General features: G+C 54.7%; 24 protein-coding genes, 1 rRNA gene, 1 pseudogene and 1 riboswitch. Of the genes and pseudogenes, 22 read left to right on the plus strand and 4 right to left on the minus strand.

All coding sequences use genetic code 11. The annotated features are described in order from the left end of the window. The 15 genes and pseudogenes from rrf to acs all read left to right on the plus strand — a co-directional run. A 5S ribosomal RNA gene (gene rrf, locus H0484_RS15300) occupies positions 1-80 on the plus strand; the annotation flags it as partial. 343 nt (positions 81-423) lie between these two features. Further along, positions 424-1,179: an energy transducer TonB gene (locus H0484_RS03310; RefSeq protein ID WP_226953026.1), complete on the plus strand. Its 756-nt coding sequence runs from the start codon at positions 424-426 to the stop codon at positions 1,177-1,179. Between the two features lie 11 nt (positions 1,180-1,190). Next, positions 1,191-2,213 carry a MotA/TolQ/ExbB proton channel family protein gene (locus tag H0484_RS03315; protein WP_226953027.1) on the plus strand — a complete coding sequence of 341 codons (1,023 nt, stop codon included), beginning with the start codon at positions 1,191-1,193 and terminating at the stop codon, positions 2,211-2,213. A 2-nt stretch (positions 2,214-2,215) separates the two neighbouring features. After that, on the plus strand, positions 2,216-2,656 hold the full coding sequence (locus H0484_RS03320) for an ExbD/TolR family protein (RefSeq protein WP_226953028.1): 441 nt from the start codon (positions 2,216-2,218) through the stop codon (positions 2,654-2,656). Positions 2,657-3,069: 413 nt separating this feature from the next. After that, positions 3,070-4,266 (plus strand): transporter substrate-binding protein, encoded by a 1,197-nt coding sequence (locus H0484_RS03325; RefSeq protein WP_226953029.1) that lies wholly within the window; start codon positions 3,070-3,072, stop codon positions 4,264-4,266. A 134-nt stretch (positions 4,267-4,400) separates the two neighbouring features. Further along, entirely contained in the window at positions 4,401-5,297 is an 897-nt protein-coding gene (urtB, locus tag H0484_RS03330; protein WP_226953030.1) for an urea ABC transporter permease subunit UrtB, read from the plus strand. 3 nt (positions 5,298-5,300) lie between these two features. Further along, positions 5,301-6,350: an urea ABC transporter permease subunit UrtC gene (gene urtC / locus H0484_RS03335; protein ID WP_226953031.1), complete on the plus strand. Its 1,050-nt coding sequence runs from the start codon at positions 5,301-5,303 to the stop codon at positions 6,348-6,350. Positions 6,351-6,418: 68 nt separating this feature from the next. Continuing rightward, complete coding sequence (gene urtD / locus H0484_RS03340) at positions 6,419-7,156, plus strand: urea ABC transporter ATP-binding protein UrtD (protein ID WP_226953701.1); 738 nt, start codon at positions 6,419-6,421, stop codon at positions 7,154-7,156. A 2-nt stretch (positions 7,157-7,158) separates the two neighbouring features. Then, a complete protein-coding gene (gene urtE, locus H0484_RS03345) occupies positions 7,159-7,842 on the plus strand; it encodes an urea ABC transporter ATP-binding subunit UrtE (protein ID WP_226953032.1) in 684 nt (227 codons plus the stop codon). 82 nt (positions 7,843-7,924) lie between these two features. Next, complete coding sequence (gene fmdA, locus H0484_RS03350; protein ID WP_226953033.1) at positions 7,925-9,148, plus strand: formamidase; 1,224 nt, start codon at positions 7,925-7,927, stop codon at positions 9,146-9,148. A gap of 65 nt (positions 9,149-9,213) precedes the next feature. Continuing rightward, a pseudogene (locus tag H0484_RS15235) lies at positions 9,214-9,336 on the plus strand (FmdB family zinc ribbon protein); the annotation flags it as partial. Between the two features lie 18 nt (positions 9,337-9,354). Beyond that, positions 9,355-9,561: a hypothetical protein gene (locus H0484_RS03360; protein WP_226953733.1), complete on the plus strand. Its 207-nt coding sequence runs from the start codon at positions 9,355-9,357 to the stop codon at positions 9,559-9,561. Positions 9,562-9,605: 44 nt separating this feature from the next. Beyond that, positions 9,606-10,763 carry a transporter substrate-binding domain-containing protein gene (locus tag H0484_RS03365; RefSeq protein ID WP_226953034.1) on the plus strand — a complete coding sequence of 386 codons (1,158 nt, stop codon included), beginning with the start codon at positions 9,606-9,608 and terminating at the stop codon, positions 10,761-10,763. Continuing rightward, positions 10,760-11,389: an ANTAR domain-containing response regulator gene (locus H0484_RS03370; RefSeq protein WP_226953035.1), complete on the plus strand. Its 630-nt coding sequence runs from the start codon at positions 10,760-10,762 to the stop codon at positions 11,387-11,389. The genes H0484_RS03365 and H0484_RS03370 overlap by 4 nt, the downstream gene beginning before the upstream one ends. Before the next feature lie 91 nt (positions 11,390-11,480). Beyond that, complete coding sequence (gene acs, locus H0484_RS03375; RefSeq protein WP_226953036.1) at positions 11,481-13,433, plus strand: acetate--CoA ligase; 1,953 nt, start codon at positions 11,481-11,483, stop codon at positions 13,431-13,433. Between the two features lie 15 nt (positions 13,434-13,448). Here acs and H0484_RS03380 read toward each other — a convergent pair whose 3' ends face one another. Then, positions 13,449-14,753, minus strand: a complete 1,305-nt coding sequence (locus tag H0484_RS03380; protein WP_226953037.1) for a purine-cytosine permease family protein — start codon at positions 14,751-14,753, stop codon at positions 13,449-13,451. 55 nt (positions 14,754-14,808) lie between these two features. Further along, positions 14,809-14,903, minus strand: a riboswitch (TPP riboswitch). Between the two features lie 72 nt (positions 14,904-14,975). Continuing rightward, positions 14,976-15,389: an aspartate 1-decarboxylase gene (gene panD / locus H0484_RS03385; RefSeq protein ID WP_226953038.1), complete on the minus strand. Its 414-nt coding sequence runs from the start codon at positions 15,387-15,389 to the stop codon at positions 14,976-14,978. A gap of 163 nt (positions 15,390-15,552) precedes the next feature. Between panD and H0484_RS03390 the strand changes: the two genes are divergently transcribed. Then, on the plus strand, positions 15,553-17,190 hold the full coding sequence (locus H0484_RS03390; protein ID WP_226953039.1) for a SulP family inorganic anion transporter: 1,638 nt from the start codon (positions 15,553-15,555) through the stop codon (positions 17,188-17,190). 33 nt (positions 17,191-17,223) lie between these two features. Here H0484_RS03390 and H0484_RS03395 read toward each other — a convergent pair whose 3' ends face one another. Further along, on the minus strand, positions 17,224-17,421 hold the full coding sequence (locus H0484_RS03395; protein ID WP_226953040.1) for a ribbon-helix-helix domain-containing protein: 198 nt from the start codon (positions 17,419-17,421) through the stop codon (positions 17,224-17,226). 62 nt (positions 17,422-17,483) lie between these two features. Continuing rightward, positions 17,484-17,972: a TM2 domain-containing protein gene (locus H0484_RS03400; RefSeq protein ID WP_226953041.1), complete on the minus strand. Its 489-nt coding sequence runs from the start codon at positions 17,970-17,972 to the stop codon at positions 17,484-17,486. Positions 17,973-18,272: 300 nt separating this feature from the next. On the opposite strand from H0484_RS03400, the gene flhD reads away from it, so the two are divergent. The 6 genes from flhD to H0484_RS03430 all read left to right on the plus strand — a co-directional run bounded on the left by flhD (position 18,273) and on the right by H0484_RS03430 (position 23,810). After that, positions 18,273-18,617, plus strand: coding sequence for a flagellar transcriptional regulator FlhD (flhD, locus tag H0484_RS03405; protein ID WP_226953042.1), 345 nt, complete (start codon positions 18,273-18,275; stop codon positions 18,615-18,617). A gap of 8 nt (positions 18,618-18,625) precedes the next feature. Further along, positions 18,626-19,198: a flagellar transcriptional regulator FlhC gene (flhC, locus tag H0484_RS03410; protein WP_226953043.1), complete on the plus strand. Its 573-nt coding sequence runs from the start codon at positions 18,626-18,628 to the stop codon at positions 19,196-19,198. Positions 19,199-19,316: 118 nt separating this feature from the next. Then, complete coding sequence (gene motA / locus H0484_RS03415) at positions 19,317-20,192, plus strand: flagellar motor stator protein MotA (RefSeq protein ID WP_226953044.1); 876 nt, start codon at positions 19,317-19,319, stop codon at positions 20,190-20,192. A gap of 6 nt (positions 20,193-20,198) precedes the next feature. After that, positions 20,199-21,170, plus strand: coding sequence for a flagellar motor protein MotB (gene motB, locus H0484_RS03420; RefSeq protein WP_226953045.1), 972 nt, complete (start codon positions 20,199-20,201; stop codon positions 21,168-21,170). Positions 21,171-21,263: 93 nt separating this feature from the next. Beyond that, positions 21,264-23,282, plus strand: a complete 2,019-nt coding sequence (gene cheA / locus H0484_RS03425; protein ID WP_226953046.1) for a chemotaxis protein CheA — start codon at positions 21,264-21,266, stop codon at positions 23,280-23,282. A 21-nt stretch (positions 23,283-23,303) separates the two neighbouring features. After that, on the plus strand, positions 23,304-23,810 hold the full coding sequence (locus tag H0484_RS03430) for a chemotaxis protein CheW (RefSeq protein ID WP_226953047.1): 507 nt from the start codon (positions 23,304-23,306) through the stop codon (positions 23,808-23,810). Positions 23,811-23,834 lie beyond the last annotated feature (24 nt).

A 23,834-nucleotide genomic window follows, 5' to 3' on the forward strand; every position in this document is an offset into this window, starting at 1 on the left:
CCCATCCCGAACAGGACAGTGAAACGCCTTTGCGCCGATGATAGTGCACGTCCGTGTGTGAAAGTAGGTCATCGTCAGGCTCTTATACCGAAAACCCCCATCAGCTCAAACGCTGGTGGGGGTTTTTTTATGCCTACATGAAAGATAAAAAGATCAATACCAGGATAAAGGCGCAGAAACCACCTCCGGTAGTATGATCTGTCTGGCTACTCGCGCTGCGATTTCGTGCGACGCCTAGGTTTGGCAAATTAAACAGCACACAAATCAATGTATCCGAAACAACATTGCAGTTGTTAATGGTTCGCATTTATGATATCGTTATGAATTAAGTCCGCGGGCGGGCTTTTTTTGTCGCTACCACTTTGCTAAGTGGCGTTAAAAAAAGACGAACCGGTCCTCGTAGTTACTTTTGGCATTTGATTCATGCAGCAACACACTGTCGAACCACAGGACCGCACAGTTCTGATTAAGGTTAGCGCCGTGGCGTGCGTGGCTGCGGTGCATTTGGCGGTTTTAGGCGCCATTTTTGCCGCCCCAAGCGAACCCCATATCGATATGGCCGACGCTCTGGAGATTCAGTTCGTCGAAATAGGCCCAGAGTTCGTGGATACCATTGCAAGCCCAGAACCTGAGGTTGTGGAAGAGGTTCCTCCCGAGCCGGAACCAGAGCCAGAGCCAGAGCCAGAGCCTATCCCCGAGCCGGAGCCCGAGCCCGAACCAGAGGCCATCCAAGAGCCTCCACCTCCGCCACCCAAGCCTAAACCCAAACCTAAGCCCAAGCCAGTTCCTAAGCAAGACAAGCCTGTCTCAGAAACAACTAAACCGCCGGCAGCACCCTCGGGTACATCCAACGTAGCTGCGCCTCCTCAGGCGCCTAAGGCGGCACCAGATAACCGTCCGCGCATGATAGGCACGGTGGATTACCTGGGTCGTAAGCCCAATGCGCAGTATCCGCGCGCATCGCAACGAAGAGGGGAAACGGGTCGCGTGGTCATCCGCGTCTTGATTTCACCTCGTGGCGAGGTAGAGGAAGCCAGTGTTCGCACGACTTCCGGACACTCATTGCTGGATCAGTCCGCCCTGCGTGCGGCACGTTCTGCACGGTTCCGGCCCTATACAGAAAACGGCGTGGCTTATCCCGCGCTGGCAGATATTCCTTTTGATTTCGTCCTTAACTAGGAAGAGCGATTATGTTTGATGTACTTGAACGGGCCAGAACGATGCTGGCGCAGGTTAGCCAGGCGAGCGGGGCTGAGGGCAGCGCTGCTCCCCTCGCCAATGCTGCGGGCTTGACTGGCGAAGCAGTGCCCCAAGCTGAAGCGACCGCTGAAACGACCTTACAGGCTGCGCAGACGGCTACCCAAGCACTTGATGCTGCTGCGCAAGCCGCCGCGCCTGCTGCGACTCAGGCATTGGATGCCGCGGCAACAGCCGCCTTGGCCGCACCGGGCGCTCTGGACTCTACCGCGCAGGCGATGACTGACACAGGCATGCTGCATTTCATTGCTCAAAGCGATGCCTTGGGCAAGGGTTTGTTTGTCATACTGGTGGTCATGTCTTTGATTAGCTGGTACCTGATTTTCGCCAAGACTTTTATGAACTGGCGTATTCGCAGGCGTTCTGCGCAGTTTCTTAATCATTTTTGGGCCGCCGGCTCTTTAGAGCAAGTCGAGAACGAGATCAGCACGCATGGCGCGCGCGAGCCGTTCTCGCACTTGGCTAGCCATGCTATTCATGCACGCAATCACCACGTAAAGTATGGTGCGCTGAAACTCGAAGAGAAAGGCTCTACCAGTGCCTTCGTTACGCGTATCATCCGTAAAGTCATAGATGAAGAAACCGCCAAACTCGAAAACGGTTTGACGTTGCTGGCCTCCATAGGCTCTACGGCACCTTTCGTCGGTTTGTTCGGTACGGTTTGGGGCGTTTACCACGCGCTGATCAACATCGGTATGTCGCAAGGCGTCACTGTCAATCGTATTGCCGGCCCTGTGGGCGAAGCGCTGATCATGACGGGGCTGGGTTTGGCCGTGGCGATTCCAGCCGTGTTGGGTTATAACGCATTTGTGCGCAGCAACCGTGTTTACCTAGCCAAGCTCGATGCTTTTGCCCATGATCTGTTCACCTTCCTCTCTACGGGGCAACAGGTGCACGAAAATGGTTCGCGACGTGGCAAGGTGCATACTTTGGCCAGCGCCGGCAAGGGTGAATAATCATGGCGTTCGGAAGCTTCGACTCTAAGGGCAGCGGGCATGCGATGTCCGAAATCAATATGGTGCCGCTCATCGACGTGATGCTGGTGCTATTGGTGATTTTCATCATCACGGCGCCTATGCTGAGTCACTCGATCAAAATCAATGTTCCCCAGGTCAGTGCGGAGCCTGTCGAACAAGAACCCGTCATCATAGATTTGGCCGTAGACGACATAGGGCAGATTTTCTGGAATGATCAGCCTCTTAGCCTGGAAGCACTGACCGAGCGTTTCAAGCTGGAGTCTGTAAAAGATCCTCAGCCACAACTGCGTATTCGTGCAGACGTGAACACGCGCTATGAGACGCTTGCTGAAGTCATGGGCAGCGCCCGTGCTGGTGGCATGAAACGCATGGGGTTTGTCACCAAACCGGCTGAACCCGCCCCTGAGCCTGCCTCTAACTAAGACTTGATTCAGTGCAGCCTCGAGCGCCTGGCTTAATGACAAAGCCAGGCGCTTTTTTATGTGAACTAGCCAACTTGCATAGAATGACCCATTTATTTGGGTTAACCCCAGGTTGACGCTGCTTCGCTGCATACTTATAGTTTGTCTCAGATACCTGTTATGTATCCACCAGACATTTCGCATCGGTTGCCAATGTTGCCAACTGAATGCTAGGCAAAAACGCCTCTCTCAGATCTCACGATCTGGGCGAGGCGTTTTTTTCGTCTCGCTGATTTGAGTCTGAGCTCGTCTGGTCGGTAGGAGCCGTCAATAAGAAACGTCTGACTGATTCTGCCAAGTCGTATGTGCATCGGCCGTGAAGCAAAGTTGTCGTAGAAGTAATTCTTGAACTTCCAACACACAGGTGTATGACAATGACTCAATTTACCCGACGTAGATTCATCCAGGCGAGTGGCTCATTGGTAGCTGCCGGTATGATGCCGGGCTTGGGCATGGCCCAAGACATGAAGGGCGTAACCAGTGATTCAGTGCGGCTGGGATTGCTGCATTCGCTGACTGGTACCTTTGCCATCTCAGAAGCAGCACAGGTAGACGCCGAGCAATTGGCTATCGAGCAAATCAATGCGGCAGGTGGGGTTCTAGGTCGCAAGATCATCCCCTATGTCGAAGACGGAGCTAGTGACGCCCCAACTTTTGCCGAGAAAGCCCGAGTGCTATTGCGGCGTCACAATGTGGCCGCAGTAGTGGGGTGTTACTCATCGGCTTTGCGCAAAGCTGTGTTGCCTGCTTTTCGTCAGGCCAAAGGCTTGCTGTATTACCCCACCTATTACGAGGGCCTAGAGCAAGACCCACGTTGCATGTATACCGCGCAAGATGCTACGCAATCGGTAGTGGCTGCGATGGATTGGATGATACGCGAGAAGGGCAAGAAAATTTTCTTGGTGGGTTCCGATTACATCTATCCGGTTACCTGCAACAAGATTGCCAAGCAGGCGATTGCAAAGTTTGGTGGCGAGGTCGTTGGTGAAGAGTACGCGCCACTTGGTCATACCGAGTTTTCTTCCATTATCAATAAGATCAAGGCGGCCAAACCAGATTGCATCTACAGCACAGTGGTGGGGGGCAGTAACGTCGCGTTCTATAAGCAACTCAGGGCTGCCGGTCTTGGTGGCGACCAGATCACCTTGCTCTCTACTTTGGTAACCGAAAACGAGATCGACGGCATAGGCAAAGAAAATGCCGAAGGAACTTACTCGTGCATGGGCTATTTCCAGTCTTTAGATACACCGGCCAACCACCGCTTTGTTAAGGCCTTTAAAGACAAATACGGGCAGAATCGGGTCGTCGGCTATCCCATGGAGTGCGCCTACAACTCGGTGTATCTATGGAAAGAGGCTGTAGAGAAAGGCAACTCCTTTGTGCCCGACGATGTGATTGCCGCTAGTTCTGGTCTCGGCTTTGAGGCGCCTAGCGGCTTCGTGCGCTTCGATGACAAAAACCACCACATCTGGATGCGTGTGCGCGTAGGCCGGGCCAAAGCGGACGGCCAGTTCGATATCGTCTATCAGACGCCAGATCTCGTGCCGCCCAATCCATTTCCCGAGATTTGATCTAAGCACCGGGTAGTCGCAACAGCCACGAAAACAGACAGGCCTTGGGCTTGTCTGTGGGGCTGTTGCGCCCAAAAACTTCGATGGGTGGGCCAGATGATGCGAAAAAGCGGAAACAACAAGCAGGAGACAGCATGAACATAATCATCATGCAAATGTTTGGTGGCCTGAGTTTGTTCACCATTTTGTTATTGATGGCGATTGGCTTGGCCATCGTATTTGGCTTGATGGGCGTCATCAATATGGCGCACGGCGAATTGATGGCCATGGGGGCTTACATCACTTATCTGGTGGCATTGTTCTTCCAGCATTACGTGCCGTCTTTACTGGACACCTACATTATCCCCGCCATCATCTGTGCGTTTCTGGTGACGTTTGCATTCGGCTATTTCCTGGAGCGCAGCTTTATTCGCTTCTTTTACGACCGGCCGCTGGATACCCTGCTTGCGACTTGGGGGCTAAGCCTGATTTTGCAGCAGTTGTATCGCACTATTTTCGGGGCTCAGGAGGTCAGCGTGCCACTGCCTGGCTGGCTGGACGGGGCATGGCAGCCCGTAGCGGGCATGCAGTTCTCTTTGAATCGTATCTTCATCATAGGCCTGACGGTTTTAGTCACCGTAGGTATTTACATGCTGTTGTATCGCACGCGATGGGGCCTAAAAGTGCGAGCGGTGACCCAGAACCGCGCCATGAGCGGGGCGGTAGGCATCAATACCAATAAGGTCGATGCGCTGACTTTTGCGCTGGGTTCGGGTTTGGCAGGTATTGCGGGCAGTGTGTTCACGATGATTGGCTCTACCAATCCGGGTACAGGTCAGCTGTATATCGTCGACACCTTCATTGTGGTTGTGTTCGGTGGCGTGCAAAGCCTGGTTGGCACTGTGTTGTCGGCCTTCACCATTGCACAGTCTCAGACCACGCTTGAATACGTCACCAGTGGCTCTATGGCCAAGGTAGCCATTCTGTTGCTGGTGATATGCGTGCTGTACTTCCGGCCGCAAGGCTTGTTTGCGTCCAAAGTCAGGAGATAAGCCATGGGTAGATATCGCGACATCAATGAGGGCTTGGCTTATCTGTTGCTGGGCGTGTTCTTGGTTTTTATCCTGCCAGCCATGCTGGATCCCTATCAGCTTAGCCTGTTCAGCAAGTACATATCCATGGCCTTCGTGGCGATTGGCATCGTACTGATGTGGGGTTATGGCGGCATCCTGAGTTTAGGGCAGGGGGTCTTCTTCGGTATAGGCGGTTATCTGATAGCCATGTTTTTGAAAATGGAAGCCTCTGCGCCGGAGATACCCGAGTTTATGGTGTGGAGCAGCATGCAGGCTTTACCGGTTTGGTGGGTGCCGTTCAAAAGCTTCACCCTAACGGTGATTGGGGTGTTCTTGATTCCCGCTGTGTTGGCTTTTGTTTTCTCGTATGCCATTTTTCGCAAGCGAATCAGTGGGGTGTATCTGGCCATCATTACATTGGCGTTGGCTCTGGCGCTATCGGTCTGGATTATCGGCAGTCAGGGGCAAACGGGGGGATCCAATGGCATTACGGACTTCACCACGCTGTTGGGCATGGACATCCTGGAGGATGAAGCCAAGGAAATCCTGTATTTCGTGCAGTTGGGCTTGCTGCTGTTGGTCATGCTGATAGCTAGTTTCATCATCCGTACGCGACTTGGAAAAATACTGATCGCCATACGGGACCACGAAGACCGGGTGCGATTCTCGGGCTACAACACCGCGCTTATCAAGGCTTTTGTCTTTACGGTTGCTGCCGTGCTGTCTTCGGTGGGCGGGGCCATGTACACCTTGCAGGTGGGGTTGATCGCACCCTCTGTGGTGGGCGTGATGGCTTCTGTGGAGATGGTTATCTACGCAGCGGTCGGGGGGCGTTTATCTGTGCCGGGTGCGGTGGTTGGCGCCTTGTTGATTGGTTATGCCCGCTCTTACCTTTCCGAGAATTTCCCTGAAAGCTGGCTGTTTTTTCTGGGGGCTGTGTTCATTCTGGTGGTGGTGGCTATGCCCAAGGGCTTGGCGGGCCTGGCGGAACAGATCATGGCACGGACCACATCGAAGGAGTCATCGTTATGACGGCGACCATCGCAGCTGCGCAGGCTATCTCCCAATCATCGGATACTCAACTTCGGCGTACGCAAATCATGACCGACAACATTGTTTCGATTGAGGACATCACCGTTGTATTCGACGGCTTCAAGGCTGTTAATGGCTTAAGTCTGAATGTGCGGCATAACGAGTTAAGAGTCGTGATAGGCCCGAACGGTGCGGGCAAGACTACATTGCTGGACATCATATGCGGCAAAACCAAGCCTCGCCAGGGGCGGGTGATGTTCAAGGGCACTGACCTGACGCGTCTTGAAGAGCATCAGATCGTCAGATTGGGCGTAGCGAGAAAATTTCAGACGCCGTCTGTATATGAAGACCTAAGCGTAAGGGAAAACTTCGAGGTGTCTTTGCCGGAAGGGCGCAGCGTGTGGGGCTCTTTGCTGTTTCGGCGTGATGCGACGGTGGCCAAGCGCATTGCAGAGGTCGCCAGTTGGGTGTTTCTGGATAGTGTCCTACGGACCAAGGCCAAGCATCTCAGCCATGGGCAGAAGCAGTGGCTGGAGATAGGCATGATGCTGATCCAAGACCCGGCTTTATTGTTGCTGGATGAGCCTGTGGCGGGCATGAGCCACAAAGAGCGCGAGCAAACGGCTGAATTGCTCAAACGCATTGCCCGCGGGAAATCGATAGTGGTGATCGAACACGATATGGAGTTCGTGCGTTCGATTGCGCACACGGTAACGGTGATGCACCAGGGCAGTGTGCTGTGCGAAGGCAGCATAGATGAAGTGCAACGCAATCAGCGCGTCATTGAAGTCTATCTGGGAGCCTGATCATGCTGAAGGTGTCTGATCTGAACGTCTATTACGGTGAGAGCCACACTGTTCATGATGTGACTTTCGAGTTGAGATCGCAAGAGGCTGTGGCGGTCATGGGGCGCAACGGGGTAGGCAAGACTACGCTGCTCAAGGCGCTGATTGGCATGTTGCCGTCCCGCAGCAAAGAGATTTTGCTTAACGGTCAGCCCATCCAGCGCATGCCCAGTTATGACCGCGTGCGGCAAGGCCTGGCTTTCGTCCCTCAAGGAAGAATGATTTTCCCCACGCTGACGGTGAAGGAAAACATCCTTGCGGGGATGCCGCGTGGCGGCGAAGTGCCCGAGTACATCTACCGTTTCTTTCCTGTGCTTCAGGAAATGTCGCAACGCAAAGGCGGCAATTTGTCGGGAGGTCAGCAACAAATGCTGGCTATTGCTCGCGCCCTGGTTTCCGACCCAAAAGTGCTGATTCTTGATGAGCCGACAGAGGGCATTCAGCCTTCGATTATCAAGGAGTTGGCTCGTACCCTGACGGAGCTGCGTCGTGAAAGGCGTTTTTCCATTTTGGTTTCTGAGCAAGTGTTGAGTTTTGCACTGGACGTCGCAGATCGTTTTCTCGTGTTGGATAGAGGGCGGATCGTGCACGAGAAGAACCGAGAAGAAGTGGATCTGGATGAAATGCGGGCTTTCTTGACCGTGTGAATCGGCAACTGCTTTTTCTGTGAGCCGTTGCATTGTTTTCCGTCAATCATGACGGGCGTTTTCCTCAAAGGAGAAACCAACCATGAAAACTGTAATCAGTATCGATAGGAACAAGCTGCCGACAGAGCAGGACAATCCCGTCATCATGAACCGCTGGCATTGCGACATTCCCATGGCGGCTTACGTCAACCCAGGGGAGTCCTTCAGGGTGGAGTGCTTCGATTGGACGGGTGGGCAAATTGCCAACGATGATTCGGCCAATGACATTCGCGACGTTAACTTGGCGCCTTGCCACCATCTTTCCGGGCCTGTGGGTGTGCGCGGTGCCGAGCCGGGCGACTTGCTCGTGGTTGATATTCTGGACATCGGCCCCTTTGAGGATGAGCGCTGGGGCTACACAGGCATTTTCAGCAAGCAGAAGTTTGGTGGTTTCCTTACGGATTACTTTCCCAATACGGCTAAGGCCATCTGGGATTTCAACGGCATTTTTGCCACCTCCCGTCATATTCCCAACCTGCGTTTTGCGGGCTTGACCCACCCCGGCATTATCGGTTGCCTGCCATCGCGTGATTTGCTGAACGAATGGAACCGGCGTGAGGCAGAGCTGATCGCCTCCGATCCTGATCGAGTTCCTCCGCTGGCGTTGCCGCCTAATCCGCAGGATGTCATTTTGGGCGGTTTGAAGGGTGCGGCACTTGAGGCCGCCGCCAAAGAGGGAGCACGCACGGTACCCCCGCGTGAGCATGGCGGTAACTGCGACATCAAGAATCTGTGCCGAGGTAGCAAGATTTACTTGCCGGTATATGTCAAAGACGGCGGCTTGGTCGTTGGCGACTTGCACTTCTCGCAGGGTGACGGCGAAATCACATTCTGCGGCGCCATCGAGATGGCGGGCTGGATAGACATGCACGTAGAGCTGATCAAAGATGGCTGCAATAAATACGGTATCAAGCAAGCCATGTTCGAGCCTGGGCCGGTAGACCCGAATTATTCGCAATACCTGGTGTTCGAAGGCATCTCGGTTGAAGATAGCGGCAAGCAACGTTATCTAGACGTGACGCTGGCTTATCAGCAGGCATGCATGAATGCCGTTAACTACCTGACAAAATTCGGATATACAGGAGAGCAGGTCTATACCATACTCAGCTGCGCTCCAGTAGAGGGCCATGTTAGCAGCGTGGTCGATATCCCCAACGCTTGCGTGGCGGTTCAGGTGCCGACGGCAATATTTGATTTCGACATCCGCCCCAATGCTTCCGGGCCGACTAAGCATGTCAAGAAGAGTGACTTGGCCTACGAAACCTGAAGGGTATAGGCCATCAGGCGGGGCTGCTGACAGCCCCGCTATTCATAAAAAAGTAGGAGACAGTCATGCCTGTTTATGAGTATGTATGTACGCAGTGCGGAACGTTCGACATGGTCCGCCCTATGTCCGAATACCAAGCGCCTGCTAATTGCCCCGTATGTGGCGTTACCGCTTCTAAAGTCCTGACGGCTGCTCAGCTTAACACCATGTCCCATACCACCAGAAAAGCGCATCAGTTCAATGAGAAAGGTGCGCATGAACCGCGTGTGGGGGGGCATTCCCATAAACATGGGGGGCAGGGCGGGCACCAACATGTGCACGGCCCGGGGTGTGGTCATGGCTCGCACGCGGGTACGCGTAGCAGCACGCTTGCCATGCCCACCGCCTCGCGGCCGTGGCAGGTAGGGCATTAGCCCAGGATTGGGTTTTAGCTTAGAGCACTTCTGGAGAAAGACCATTGTCGCAACGAGATCCCATTCGCGTAGGCGTTTTATTTTCAAAGACTGGTGAAATCTGCACCATAGAGACCTCTCAGTTGATGGGAACCTTATTCGCCATCGAGGAAATCAACGAGTCCGGGGGCATTAACGGTCGGGAAATAGAGGTCGTCTATTACGACCCACTTTCGTCGCCGGGGCGCTATCGCGTGTTGGCCGAGCAGTTGGTACTGCGCGACAAGGTGAACGTTATTTTTGGTTGCTATCTGTCCAGTACGCGCAAAGCGGTGTTGCCCATCATTGAAAAATGGAACCGCGTACTGTTTTATCCAACGCTCTACGAAGGGTTCGAGTGCTCGAGCAATGTCATTTACACGGGGGCGGCGCCTAATCAAAACAGCATACAACTGGCCGAATACATGACGTCAAATTATGGTGCGCGGGTGTATTTGGTGGGTTCGGACTATATCTATCCCTACGAATCCAATCGCATCATGATGGACTTGATTCAGCAGCATCCCAGCGGTGAAAAACTGGGAGAGCGCTATGTGCCACTGAATGCCACGCGTGAGGATTTCGCCGACATCATAGAGGATATCAAGAACAAGCAACCCGATTTTGTGTTCTCGACCGTGGTGGGTAATTCCACGCAACACTTCTATCGTGCTTATGCCGAAGCAGGCCTGAGCCCGCGCAATATGCCCATTGCCAGCTTGACCACACTCGAAGCGGAGGTCCTGCAGATGGGTGTGGATGTCGCGGCAGGTCACGTATCGTCCGCGCCTTATTTTCAATCTGTCGACTCGGCTACCAATCAGCGTTGCCTGGCGAATTTTCGTGGCCGATTCGGTAACCAAGTGGTGCCCAATGCGGGTTGGGAAGCTGCCTATTTTCAAGTGCATATTTTTGCCAAAGCGATGGCTTTGTCGGGCAGCGACTCCATCGACGCCCTGATGCCCAACTTGCTGGGCATGGAGTTCGATGCGCCACAGGGGCGGGTCTGCATAGACCCTGCCAATAACCATGCATGCCTATATCCACGTATTGGCGTGGTCAATGATGAGGGGCAGTTCACGATTGTGCGTCAGGCAAAACGAGCGGTGCACCCTGACCCTTATCTGGTGACCCATTCGCTGGGAGACTGGACGCTCAGGCTAGGCGCGGAGAGCGATACATGATGGCGTTCGATGAGCTTGCCGCGGGCTGCAGTGCGCCACGCTTATTGCATGATCTGCGCAGGCTGCGCGTGGCCGTCTTTCATCCCCAGGATCGCGATAGTGAAGAGCTGCTGTTGCAGCTAAGGCGCATCGGTTGCCAAGTTCAGGCGTTTTGGCCACCCAGTATGACGTTGCCCGATTCGGTGGATTTGGTTTTTCTGGCCGTGCATCCGAATGTAGAGTTACCCGACTGGGCTAAGCAGCGTGAGCCAGGCGGACCCGTGATCATAGCGGTAGTGATGTATGAAAACCCCACTATCATCGAGGCCGTACTGACGCTGGGAGTCGAGAGCGTCATTACTTCGCCAGTTAAGGCTTTTGGGTTGTTGGCGACCATAGTTGTCGCTCGTCAAATCAAGCACCAGCGCACTTTGCTGCTTAAACAGAACCAAAAGTTGGAAAACAAGCTATCGGGGATGAGGCAAGTGCTGGAAGCCAAAATGATTCTGATGGATGCGAAGCGGATTTCAGAAGAAGAGGCCTATAAGTTGATGCGTGAACAAGCCATGGTCAGGCGTGTGACGGTCGAGCAGATTGCTAGAACGATAGTGGATGTGCATAAGATTTTGCCGCTCAATTCGGGTTAAAGCGCCTACTGTTGAAGGTAGGCATATCGTTGGTGCGCTAAGCCTGCGAGCCAGGTTCTGCAGCGCTTTATGTATTGCAAGAGGCATGAGCATGAGCGAGATTCAAGAGGTGTACCCTCCCCAGGCGGCTTTTATAGGGCCCGATACCTTGACGCAGGCAGACTACCAGCGTCTGTATGCGGAGTCGGTGCAGGAGCCCGATCAGTTTTGGGCACGAGCAGCACAGCGCTTGCATTGGTTTCAACCGCCGCAGCGTATCCGCGATGTCAGTTTCGACCCCGACGACTTTCATGTTAGGTGGTTTGAAGATGGTCGTTTGAATGTCAGTTATAACTGCCTAGACCGCCATCTAGAGCGTCTTGGCGACAAGCCCGCCATCCTCTGGGAGCCCGATGACCCCAATGTGCCCGCCCAGACTGTCAGCTACCGCGAATTGCATGAACGTGTATGTAGGCTGGCCAATGTGTTGCGCTCGCTGGGTGTACGAAAGGGCGATAGGGTGACGGTTTACCTTCCCATGGTGATCGAGGCGGCGGTGGCGCTGCTAGCTTGCTCACGCATCGGAGCCGTTCACAATGTGGTGTTTGGGGGCTTCTCGCCCTCGTCTTTGGCAGATCGCATTCGGGATTGTGGTGCCAAGCTTGTTCTGACTGCTGATGAAGGTTGGCGTGGCGGGCGAAGGATTGCCCTGAAGTCCAATGTGGATGCGGCCTTGGCACAACCGGGTACTGAGCAGATAGAGGCGGTCTTGGTGCTTAGGCACACGGGCGGAAAAGTGGACATGCGAGCGGGGCGAGACCATTGGTGGCACGAATGTGTGCAAAGCCAAAACGCCATATGTGAACCCGAGTCTATGGAAGCTGAAGACCCGTTATTCATTTTGTATACCTCGGGTAGTACGGGTAAACCTAAGGGCTTGCTGCACACTACGGGCGGCTACGCGGTGTATGCCAGTTTGACTCATCAAGTGGTTTTCGATCTTCGTGAAGACGACGTTTACTGGTGCACGGCCGATATCGGCTGGATTACCGGACACAGCTATATTGTGTATGGGCCACTACTGAATGGGGCGACCACTTTGATGTTCGAAGGAGTGCCTAGTTACCCTGATGCCTCCCGTTTCTGGCGCGTGGTCGATCGCCATCAAGTCAGTATCTTCTACACGGCGCCCACGGCAATACGCGCTTTGATGCGCGAGGGGGAGGAACCCGTCAAGGCTTGCTCCAGACAGTCTTTGCGTGTTTTAGGGACTGTTGGTGAACCCATCAACCCCCAGGCTTGGCGCTGGTATCACGAAGTCGTGGGAGAAGGGCGGTGCCCCATCGTTGATACCTGGTGGCAGACCGAAAATGGTGGCATCTTGATTGCCCCCTTACCGGGGGCGACTACGCTCAAACCGGGGGCGGCTACGCGTCCTTTGTTCGGCGTCAAACCCGCCCTGATCGACAACAACGGCCACGAAGTGCTAGGCGAAGGTGAAGGGCAGTTGGTTATCGCAGACTCGTGGCCGGGGCAAGCCAGAACGATTTATGGTGATCATCAACGCTTTATTGATACCTACTTCAAGCCTTACCCTGGCTATTACCTCACGGGGGATGGCGCCCGCCGCGACGCTGATGGAGACTACTGGATTACCGGACGTGTTGACGATGTCATCAACGTCAGCGGCCACCGCTTGGGCACTGCGGAATTGGAAAGCGCCTTGGTGGCGCATGCCAAGGTGGCTGAAGCCGCAGTGGTTGGCTATCCGCACGACGTAAAAGGCCAGGGTATTTACTTTTACGTGACGCTGGTGGCCGGCATAGAGGGCACCGACGCCTTGAAGAGCGAGTTGGTGCGACATGTGCGTGAGGTCATTGGCCCCATCGCGACGCCTGACCAACTGCAATGGGCGCCGGCCTTACCGAAAACACGTTCGGGCAAAATCATGCGACGTATTTTGCGCAAGATTGCCGAGAACGCCCCCGATCAGCTCGGAGACACCAGCACGCTTGCCGACCCGTCGGTGGTAGACGTACTGGTGCAACAGCGTTGCAATCGATGACGAAGTGACTTTCATTCAGCAAGCTTCGACCTGCGCGCCACTGGGGCTTGCCCTGGGGCGCGTCAGCAGGGCGACCAGGAAGGTCAAGAGTAATGTGGGCAACGCCGAGCCGAACCCGGGTGCCCACTGACCAATACTGTGATAGAACGCGATGCCTAGCAGCCATAACAAGGCCGGCCACAGGTGTAATGTCTTTGCTTCGGGGGTACGGCGGGCACCGCCCAGCACGTTACGCCCAAGGATGACACCGTACAAGGGCACGAAAACTGAGCTTAGGGTGAGCAGAAAAGGCTCCAGGGTATGCATGGGCAATACCAGGGCCAGTGCGGTACTGACCAGCGCCAAGCCCATACCCCAGCGGCGTATGCTCCACTTCGGCAGCAAGCTGTGGGCCGACACCGAACCTGAATACAAATCACCATAGGCGTTGTCCAGCTCATCTATCAGGATCAGGCCCAGGGCGATGAGTCCTCCTTGCGCGAGCAATAGGGCGTTGACCATATTGGTATCTGGCCCTACCGAACTGATCACCATGACGCCCAGGGCATAGCACCACATATTGGCAATGGCATAGCCAAACCAGATGCCTGCGAAGGCAGTACGGCCGCTGCGCCCATGACGTGCATAGTCGGCTACCAAAGGCAGCCATGAGACGGGCATGGCGATAACCAGGTCGAGTGCGCCAAACATGGTCATGGAGCCGTCACCCGGTCGGTTCCAGAACTGTGCCCAACCGTTCTCGGCAAGGAAGTCGCCGAACTGCCAACTCAGCCATAATAGCGACAGCACCACCAGTGGAAGGCCGTAGTGGCTGACGAATTTGCGTACCAAGGTCAACATGGAGCCCGCCAATAGCGCTGCCAGCACCAGCCCCCAAAAAAGCGTGGCGACCAAGGTGGCGGTTGCGCCACTGAGTTCCAGTCCGAGAGCTTGACCAACGATGGCCACACTCCCTTCGCGCATGACCACCATTTCGAAAATGGTCCAGCCTAGCAACTGCACGATATTCAGTAGAACTGGCAGTCGGGCGAACAGAGTTCCGTATGTACGGTGCATGAGCCCTGCACTGGACAAACCCGTGTCGCAACCAATTTTGCCTACCCAGGCAAGTAGGGCGGCACCTAAAAGCGAACCGAGAAAGGTGGCCCACACGGCTTCGCGTATGCCCGTGGCCGGTACCAGATAGGCACCGACTTGCATGACCAGTAGGCCAACGCCCAAGCTGAACCATAACGAGGCGTGCTCACGCAGGCCAAAAACACGGCTGCTTTCCGGTACGGGACTAAGCGCGTGGTTGATGGGGGGAGTAGCTTGGCTCATGTCGGCTCCGGTGGCTGGCAGGGAGCGACATGCAGGCGGAATGATGTTTTCCGAAAATAGCTGTCTGTCGCTTTCCTGCGCGAGGATGATCTCACAGGTTCAAAGGGACTCTCTCAGCCGTCTTTACAGACGGCACCCCTAGCGAAACGGCTGCCTAAGCAGCCGCGCCGATTGTAGCCTATTTACAGTATCTGAGGACAGGGAGCTAGGCCGGCCACCTGGCTAGTCGAGCTTCAGAATATCGAAGGTGAGCCGTTCTTGGCTGTCGCGGCCTACGTTGTATTGCAGACGCTCGTTGATGGAGTTGTCGGCGTGGAAGGTCAGCACTACAGGTTTGATGTGCTCTATTTCCTGCTCTTGTACGTATGCGGAATTACAGATGATGACCTCGTCACCGCGCTGGCAAGTGCGGGCGGCTGCACCGTTGAGAATGCAGCAACGCGATCCGCGTTCGCCATAGATGACATAGGTACTGATGCGGGCACCTGAATGTTTATTCCAGATGTCTACAAATTCCATCGGCAGAATGCCGGCGGCCTCACAGTGGTCGGGGTCCAGTGTGATGGAGCCATGATAGTTGAGATCTGCGCCGGTGACGTAGAGACCGTGCAGTTTGCCTCGAACAACTTTTCTCACTTTAGTCCTGGGAAAAGGATGCAAACCCGTATTGTAGTGATTTTTTAACAGCCCCATGCTGTGAAGCTGCGGTCAAGCCATGGAAAAACCATAGGGCTTAAAGAAATATGTGAGTTGTATGATAATAGAACGCACATTAAATTTACCTGGTTTATTTGCCAACATGATTGCTCTTGTTGAAGCTTACCGAGCGGGACTGCTGAATAAACGCTATTGGTATCCCAATATTGTTGCCGGTGTAATTGTTGGAGTCGTCGCTTTGCCGCTGGCTATGGCCTTTGCCATTGCCTCCGGCGTCAAGCCCGAGCAGGGGTTGTACACCGCCATTGTTGCCGGCCTGGCTGTCTCTGTACTGGGCGGTAGTCGCGTACAGATCGCCGGTCCTACCGGAGCCTTTATCGTCATCCTGTCGGGCATAGTCGCCCAGCACGGCGTACAAGGCCTGCAAATCGCCACCCTGATGGCCGGGGTCATTCTGGTGATATTTGGCGTTGCGCGCCTGGGGATCATCATCAAATACATCCCTGCGCCAGTCATCATAGGTTTCACTTCGGGAATAGGTGTAATTATTTGGGTGGGGCAGTGGAAAGATTTTTTCGGACTTCCGCCTGTTCAAGCGACGCATTTCCACGAAAAGATCTGGGCCATGATCCAGGTTTTTCCGCAGCTAAGCGTGGTCACCACCCTGATGGCGCTAGGCTCGCTGCTGATCGTACTGTATGTCTCTCGCTTACCACGCATGCGGCGCATGCCCGGGCCTTTGGCGGCCTTGGTCATTGCCACCTTGGTGCAGTCGGTTTTTCAGTTTGAATCGGTGGCAACCATAGGAAGCACGTTTGGAGAGATCCCCAGAGGGTTACCCAGCCTGCAGTGGCCACCCCTGACCTTTGAGCGAGTCATCAGTTTGGTGGGGCCAGCCTTTGCTATTGCTATGTTGGGCGCCATTGAGTCCTTGCTGTCGGCTGTTGTGGCGGATGGCATGTCGGGTACACGGCATCATTCCAATCAAGAGTTGATCGGGCAAGGCGTCGCCAACATGCTGACGCCGCTTTTTGGTGGCATTGCCGCTACCGGGGCTATTGCTCGCACAGCAACCAATGTGCGCAACGGAGGCACTAGCCCATTGGCCGGCATCGTGCATGCCTTGACCCTCATACTTATTGTTGTTGCGCTGGCACCCTATGCGGCTAATGTGCCTCTGGCTGCGCTGGCCGCCATCTTGTTCGTTGTCGCGTGGAATATGAGCGAGGCGCGGCACTTTTTGCGGATGGCGCGTCAGGCGCCGCGTGCCGATGTGTTTGTGTTGTTTCTGACCTTCTTGCTGACGGTTTTTGCCGACTTGGTGGTGGCCGTCAACATTGGTGTCATAGTGGCTATGTTGCTGTTCCTGCGCCGCATGGCGGGCAGTGTAAAAGTCGTGCAACACGATGAGGCAAGAATAGCGCGCGAACTTGCCTATGTCGGCTTTTCGGGTTTGCCCCCGCAAGTCGTCGTTTATGGCATTGAAGGCCCGCTGTTTTATGGGGCAGCCGAAAATGTCGAGCGCGTGTTGTCAGAGTTGCAGCCTTTACCCAGGGTGCTTATTGTGCGGTTTAGCCATGTGCCATTTATAGACGCCACAGGGTTTCGTGCGCTGGAAGACGCTATCGCATCGTTGCAACGGCAAAAAGTAAGGGTGATATTCTGCGAAATGAATCGTTCCATTAGGGGGCGCTTCGAAAAAATGCGTCTAGAGGCCAGGATCGGGCCCCAGAACATCGCCGAAACTATCAACCAGGCCCTGGATCGCGCAAGAGAGTAAGCCTGGCTTTGGCAATATCGGCTAGCGGCTCTTTCAAGAGCCCAAGTGGGCCTGCGGATTATGGGTAGCCGTGTGCGGCCCATACGAAACGTCATGGTGAGCAAGATAATCTCTGATCAACTGACGCACGACTTGTGAAGGCGTGAGGTCTTGACTGGCACACAATTGCTCGAACGCCTGTTTCTTATGTGGATCTATCAAAACGGTTAGCCGGGCAGTCTTTTTTTCCATAGTCTCTGAGGCAAAAGCAAATGTGCTTCAAATTATAATGAAATGCACATGTGGCTCAAGTTTTAGGCGACTGGGGGTTGAGGACGGGCAGGCTTGCGGCTTTGAAAAGCGGCTTCGCTCATCAAGGCGAAACGTAAGGCGTCTATCAAGCCCAATATGACTGCTAGCGGGATGAACAGATAGGCAATCACAAGGTAGAGCAGGCCCCAGCCGATTTGCCCCAAGTAAAAACGATGGGCGCCCAGCCACCCTAAAAACAGCGCCAGGACAATGGCCATCTTGCGGGTGCTTAGCCCCGCTGGCGCATTGCCGGGCCGCCTGATCAGCCAATAGCTTATGGGCAAGGTCAGCAGCACCGCAATGAGCACTTTCACATGGTTGACTTGTATGTAAGCGACAATTCGTTCATACCATTCGCGCAAGTCGCCCACTACCCACTGTGTGAGTCCGGATACCCATTCCAGCGTACGCATGCCGACGCTCTCGCCCAGACTAAGGGCGACCAACAAGATCAGGAAAACCGCGATCACTAGGACAATTCGTTGCAGCATTGCAACCTCCGGCTAGCTGTTTAAGCTGGGTTCTATATAGATTGATTTAAATCAAAATGATACATTCTGATATTTGTCATCATGTTGGCCGAAATTACGGAATTTCATGGTTCCTGGGTTTCGCGTCATAGTGTCTCTGGCAAGAACAGAGGGACATTTTCATCACTTTTAGTTGGGCCTCATGACAGCTTGTGTTACAATTTGATCGAGTTTCAACAGGTTTGTTCCAATAAACAAATATTTTGTTGCTTTTGCTACACCTTAGGCAAAGCACGATGTGAACGATAGGGAGTTCCGGGTGTGTCCAGAGTCGAAGATAGTACGGGATTGAGTGACATCCAAGAAGTCAATCTATCTTACCTGCTGCTGGCTCAACGCCTGCTGCGCGATAATTTTCCAGTGGGAATGTTTCGCTTGGGGTGTAGCGAAGAGGTTGCAAACATACTGCTTGGCTTGTCTCCCGCTCAGTTGGTCAAGCTGGCCAGCGTCAATACCCTTATCTGCGGTTTTCGTCTCGACGACTATAAGCTATTGTCGGCATTGACCCAAGACGTCTTGGGCGGCGTGCTGCAACAGGCGCACTCCACCATCTTGCTTTCCCAGCAAGCCCCCAAGAAAATCATCGATTACTCCACGTCTTCGTAAGTTTCGCCATGTCGTTAGTAAAAAGCAGGACGCGGGAAGCCCGCAGCGTTTCCCGTGAGGCGGAAGATATATTCCTTGCCAGCGAAATGGTCGAATTGGGTGCCAGGTTGCAGGTGCTGCAGGCCGAAACCGAACTCAGCTACGACCGCCTCGCGCGTTTGTATCGCGAGATCCGCGGCAGCTCTCCCCCCAAGGGCATGCTGCCGTTTTCCGTCGATTGGTATATGACTTGGCTGCCCAATATACATTCCAGCCTGTTTTACAGCATTTACCAATACCTTGACACCCACACGCCGGTCAAAAAAACCAAAGCGCTTATCGAGGCGTACCGCTTGTACTTAGAGCAAGCTGCTCTAGGGCAGGGGCCGGTATCGGCCGATGACGCCGTATTAAGCTTCACGCGTGCCTGGATGCTGCTGCGATTTTTCGACAGCAGCATGGTGCAGCTGTCGCATTGTGTGCATTGTCACGGTGGTTTTGTCGCGTATGCGCACGACCCCCGTCAAGATTACGTGTGCGCCATTTGCAAGCCGCCACCTCGGGCCGGCAAAACCCGTAAAGCCAAGGCCGCTACCGTTTAAAGCGTCATCTGGCTAATGCTAGAACGCCGATTTAGCTTCAAAAGGCCCCGTTGACAGACGCTTTCATCAAGCTCGTCTCTTGCGATGATATGGGGCAATGTTCACACAGGGGTTTTGCGTGTTAGTGCTCATCGGTTTTGCCGTCGTGCTGGTGTCGGTTTTCGGCAGCTATATTGGCCTGGGCGGTCATTTGGGCGCGCTTTATCAGCCTTTCGAGCTCGTGCTGATCGGCGGTGCGGCATTGGGTGCCTACCTGGCTGCCAACAACGGCAAATCAGTCAAGCATATGTTCAAGGTGCTGCCAGGGGTGCTCAAAGCTTCTCCCTATCAGAAATCCCTGTACATGGAGTTGATGGCGCTGTTGTACGTGCTGCTTAATAAAGCACGGCGTGATGGGTTGATGTCCATTGAGTACGATATTGAAGACCCGCAGGCCAGCCCCATTTTTTCCGAGTATCCTCGCGTTCAAAAAGACCCTCAGCTGATAGAGTTCATCACGGATTACCTCCGTTTGATGATCAGTGGCAACATGAGCCCCTTCGAGATCGAAACGCTGATGGATCAGGAGATTGAAACGCACGAGCGTGAACAAAATCACCCTGCCGGAGCGCTGGCCAGCGTCGCCGACGGTCTGCCTGCCTTTGGTATCGTGGCGGCTGTGTTAGGGGTGATCAAGGCTTTGGCATCGGTCGATCAACCCCCTGCAGTCTTGGCTGACCTCATTTCAAAAGCTATGGTGGGTACCTTTCTGGGTATCTTGCTAGCCTATGGCTTTGTTTCCCCGCTGGCCCATGTGCTCGAAAACCGCACGGCTTTGTCGGTCAAGGTGCTGGAGTGCATCAAGGTCACGCTGTTGGCCAGCATGAACGGTTATCCGCCGCAGCTGGCGGTAGAGTTCGGACGTAAAGTACTGTATTCGTCCGAGCGGCCTTCATTTACCGAGCTCGAAGATCACGTGCGCCAAGCCAAGGCTAGCGCCCCTAAAGCGAGCTGATGCCCAATGAAGTCGGGTTCCGATCGCGTCGTCATACGGCGCCGGCGTAAGTCTAATCAGGGCAGGGGGCGTCACGTAGGGGCCTGGAAGATTGCCTATGCCGACTACGTGACGGCGATGATGGCCTTCTTTCTGGTCATGTGGTTGTTGTCCTTGATCCCTCGCGACGATTTGGTAGGTGTTGCCGAATACTTTCGCATGCCGCTCATGACAGCAGTAATGGGTGGTGAAAAAGTTGACACCAGCAGCAAGGTGGTGCCTGGCGGGTCACCCAGCCCAATACCGAATACCAATCCTATTACTCAAAGACGTTCTGCTGTTCGCGGCGGGGGCGAGCGCCGGGATATGCAGCGCTTGGAAGACCTGAAAACCGAGTTGGAGTCTTTGATCCGCACGGATCCGGTGCTGAGTGAGTTTCGTCCGCAGCTGCTGCTGGATATGACCCCTGAGGGGCTGCGCGTACAAATTGTCGATCAACAGAACCGCCCTATGTTTGCCACCGGCAGTGCCTATGTGTTGCCGCACATGAGGGTTATCTTGCGAGAGCTGGGGCCGATATTCAATGACCTTCCCAACCGTCTGACTATCACCGGCCATACGGATGCCATGCAGTATGCGGCGGGGGAGCGTCTTTACAGCAATTGGGAACTCTCGGCTGACCGGGCGAATGCCGCTCGGCGCGAACTGGTTGCGGGGGGTATGGATGAATCCAAGATCAAACAAGTGTTGGGTTTGTCCGCGACCGTCAGCTTAATTAAAGATGATCCCAGTGCAGCCGTAAACCGACGCATTAGTCTTCTGGTGCTTAATCAACAGACAGAGCGGCGCATAGACGAGCAGCACGCGTTGGGGCAGTTCCAGGGCGAAATCGATCCACGGGCGCTGGTGCCTACCATGGTGTCCGAGCCAGATCAGGATGCCGAGGAAGACACTGAAGAGCTCGACATGTCCGAAGCCGAGCGTGGGCAAATGCCATAGGCGGGTGAATTGTCGGGGTACTTTCAGTGCCCCTTGCCCGTGATGCCAGCGATGTGTGTGGGTGGGTATGCGTCAATCGGAAAAAGGGCAATCATGAGTAGTGGTGTTGATCTTAGCCAGTTCTACGAGACATTCTTCGATGAGGCCAGCGAATTGTTGGCCGAAATGGAAGGGTTGTTGCTGGGACTGGATATCGAAGCGCCCGACGGCGATGAATTGAACGCGATCTTCCGGGCGGCGCACTCCATCAAAGGCGGAGCCGGCACCTTCGGATGCTTTGGCCTGTTGGCAGACACGACGCATCTGCTCGAGAATCTTCTTGACGCCATACGCAATCACGAACTGGTATTGCGTCGAGAAATGATAGACGTCTTTCTGCAAGCCAAAGATGTCTTGTCGGATCAAGTCAGCGCCTATCGTGTGGGGGAGTCCCCAGATGAAGCAGCTGCCCACGACATCTGCTCGCGTTTACGGGCTTTGGCTCAAGCATCGGATGCCCAGGCGGTCGCAATGCCACAGGCCGACCTGGCACCCGCACAGCCATCGCCGGCAGAGTCCAAACCGGGCGCACAGTTTCTTCATATCGCTTTAAGCCGCATTAATCCGCGCGATAGTGAGGCCTTGCTGGCCGAGATGGCGCTCATGGGAGACGTTGAGCGCCATCAGCATGGCGACGGAACGCTCGATATCTGGCTGCACACCACCGCCAGCAGTGATGATATCCAGGCGGTGTGTTGCTTTGTCGTCAATGCCGATCAAGTCATCGTCAAGTCTGCGGCTTCCGCTGCGAGGGCCGACGAGCCGGCCTTGCCGTCTCAGCCTTCCCCGGTCGGTGGCCCGGCGCCTGAGCCCGCAGCGTCGTCCCCAGATCCAACCCAGGGGCGTGCGCCCGAGGCAGCGAAGACCAAACACGCCAAACCCCAGAAGGAAGCCAATACCCTGAGGGTGGGCGTAGAAAAAGTCGATCAGATCATTAACTTGGTGGGTGAGCTTGTCATCACCCAAGCCATGTTGCAGCAGAGCGCTTCCACGCTGGATCCTGTCTTACATGATCGTTTGCTCAATGGCATAGAACACCTCGAACGCAACGCTCGAGACCTCCAAGAGGCTGTCATGTCCATACGAATGATGCCTATGGATTACGTTTTCAGTCGCTTTCCCAGGGTGGTACGCGAAAGCGCCACGCGTATGGGTAAGCAAATTCACCTGGTGACGCAAGGTTCGGCCACAGAGCTGGACAAAAGCCTGATTGAACGCATCATTGATCCCCTGACCCATCTGGTGCGCAACAGCATAGACCATGGCATAGAAGCACCAGAAGCGCGCCTCGCCGCCGGTAAACCAGAGGAAGGTCAACTGACGCTATCCGCTCAGCACATGGGCGGGCAGATCATCATCGAAGTCAGTGATGACGGGGCCGGTTTGAACCGTCAACGCATTCTGGACAAAGCCATGCGTCAGGGCTTCCCTGTCAATGAGTCCACGCCTGACGACGAGCTTTGGCAACTTATCTTCGCGCCGGGGTTCTCAACCGCCGATAAGGTCACGGAGATCTCCGGGCGGGGTGTGGGTATGGATGTGGTCAGACGCAATATTCAAAGCTTGGGCGGGCACGTATTGTTGTCTTCCCGAGCCGGAAAAGGCACGACTACCCGTATTGTGTTGCCCCTGACCCTGGCTATCCTGGATGGCATGTCGGTTCAGGTGGGCGAAGAGATCTTCATCTTACCGCTCAGCCACGTTACCGAGTCCATGCAGATCGACGAAAAGCACCTGCATCGCATGTCCAACGGAGAATGCGTGCTGCATGTTCGGGGGGAATATCTTCCCATCGTGGCCATGCACAAGCTATTCGATGTGCATGGCGCCCAAACCGAGGTGTTGCGCTGCATTGCCGTCATTTTGCAAGCAGAGGAGTCACGTTTTGCATTGTTGGTAGACCAGTTGGTTGGCCAGCAGCAGGTGGTGGTCAAGAATCTTGAGGCCAACTACCGACGTGTGCCAGGCATTTCGGCAGCCACCATACTAGGCGACGGCAGCGTGGCGCTGATCGCCGACATCTTCGCCCTGCTGCGTATGACGCGCGAGCGTCACCAGGCAATCGCATCTTGAACCGTATCCAGAGAGCAAACCATGATCAATCAGCATGAAACCGCATCCGGCGGGCACGTAGAAGAATCCGGCAGGGAATACCTGGTATTTACGCTGGCCTCTCAGGAGTACGGTATCGACATCCTGAAGGTCCAGGAAATCCGTAGTTATGACAGCCAGTCGGTGACGCGTATCGCCAATGTGCCTGAGTTCATCAAAGGCGTTACCAATCTGCGGGGCATCATCGTTCCTATCGTCGACATGAGGGTCAAGCTTAAGCTGGACGTCGTGGCTTACGACGAGCAAACCGTTGTCATTATTCTCAATCTTTCCTCGCGTGTGGTGGGCATAGTCGTCGATGGCGTCTCCGATGTGCTGATGCTGCAAGCAGGGCAGGTCAGCACCGCACCGCAGTTTGGCTCGGCGTTTTCTACCGAATACCTGACCGGCATAGGAACCGTGGGGGAGCGGATGTTGATTCTGGTCGATATCGAACGCTTAATGACCAGCGACGAGATGGAACTTATAGAGCGCGCTTCAGCTGATTGAGCCTTGTAAGCCGGCACCGCATTA

The sequence above is a fragment of the Mesopusillimonas faecipullorum genome (genome assembly GCF_020539505.1).
Lineage (GTDB): Bacteria > Pseudomonadota > Gammaproteobacteria > Burkholderiales > Burkholderiaceae_B > Mesopusillimonas > Mesopusillimonas faecipullorum.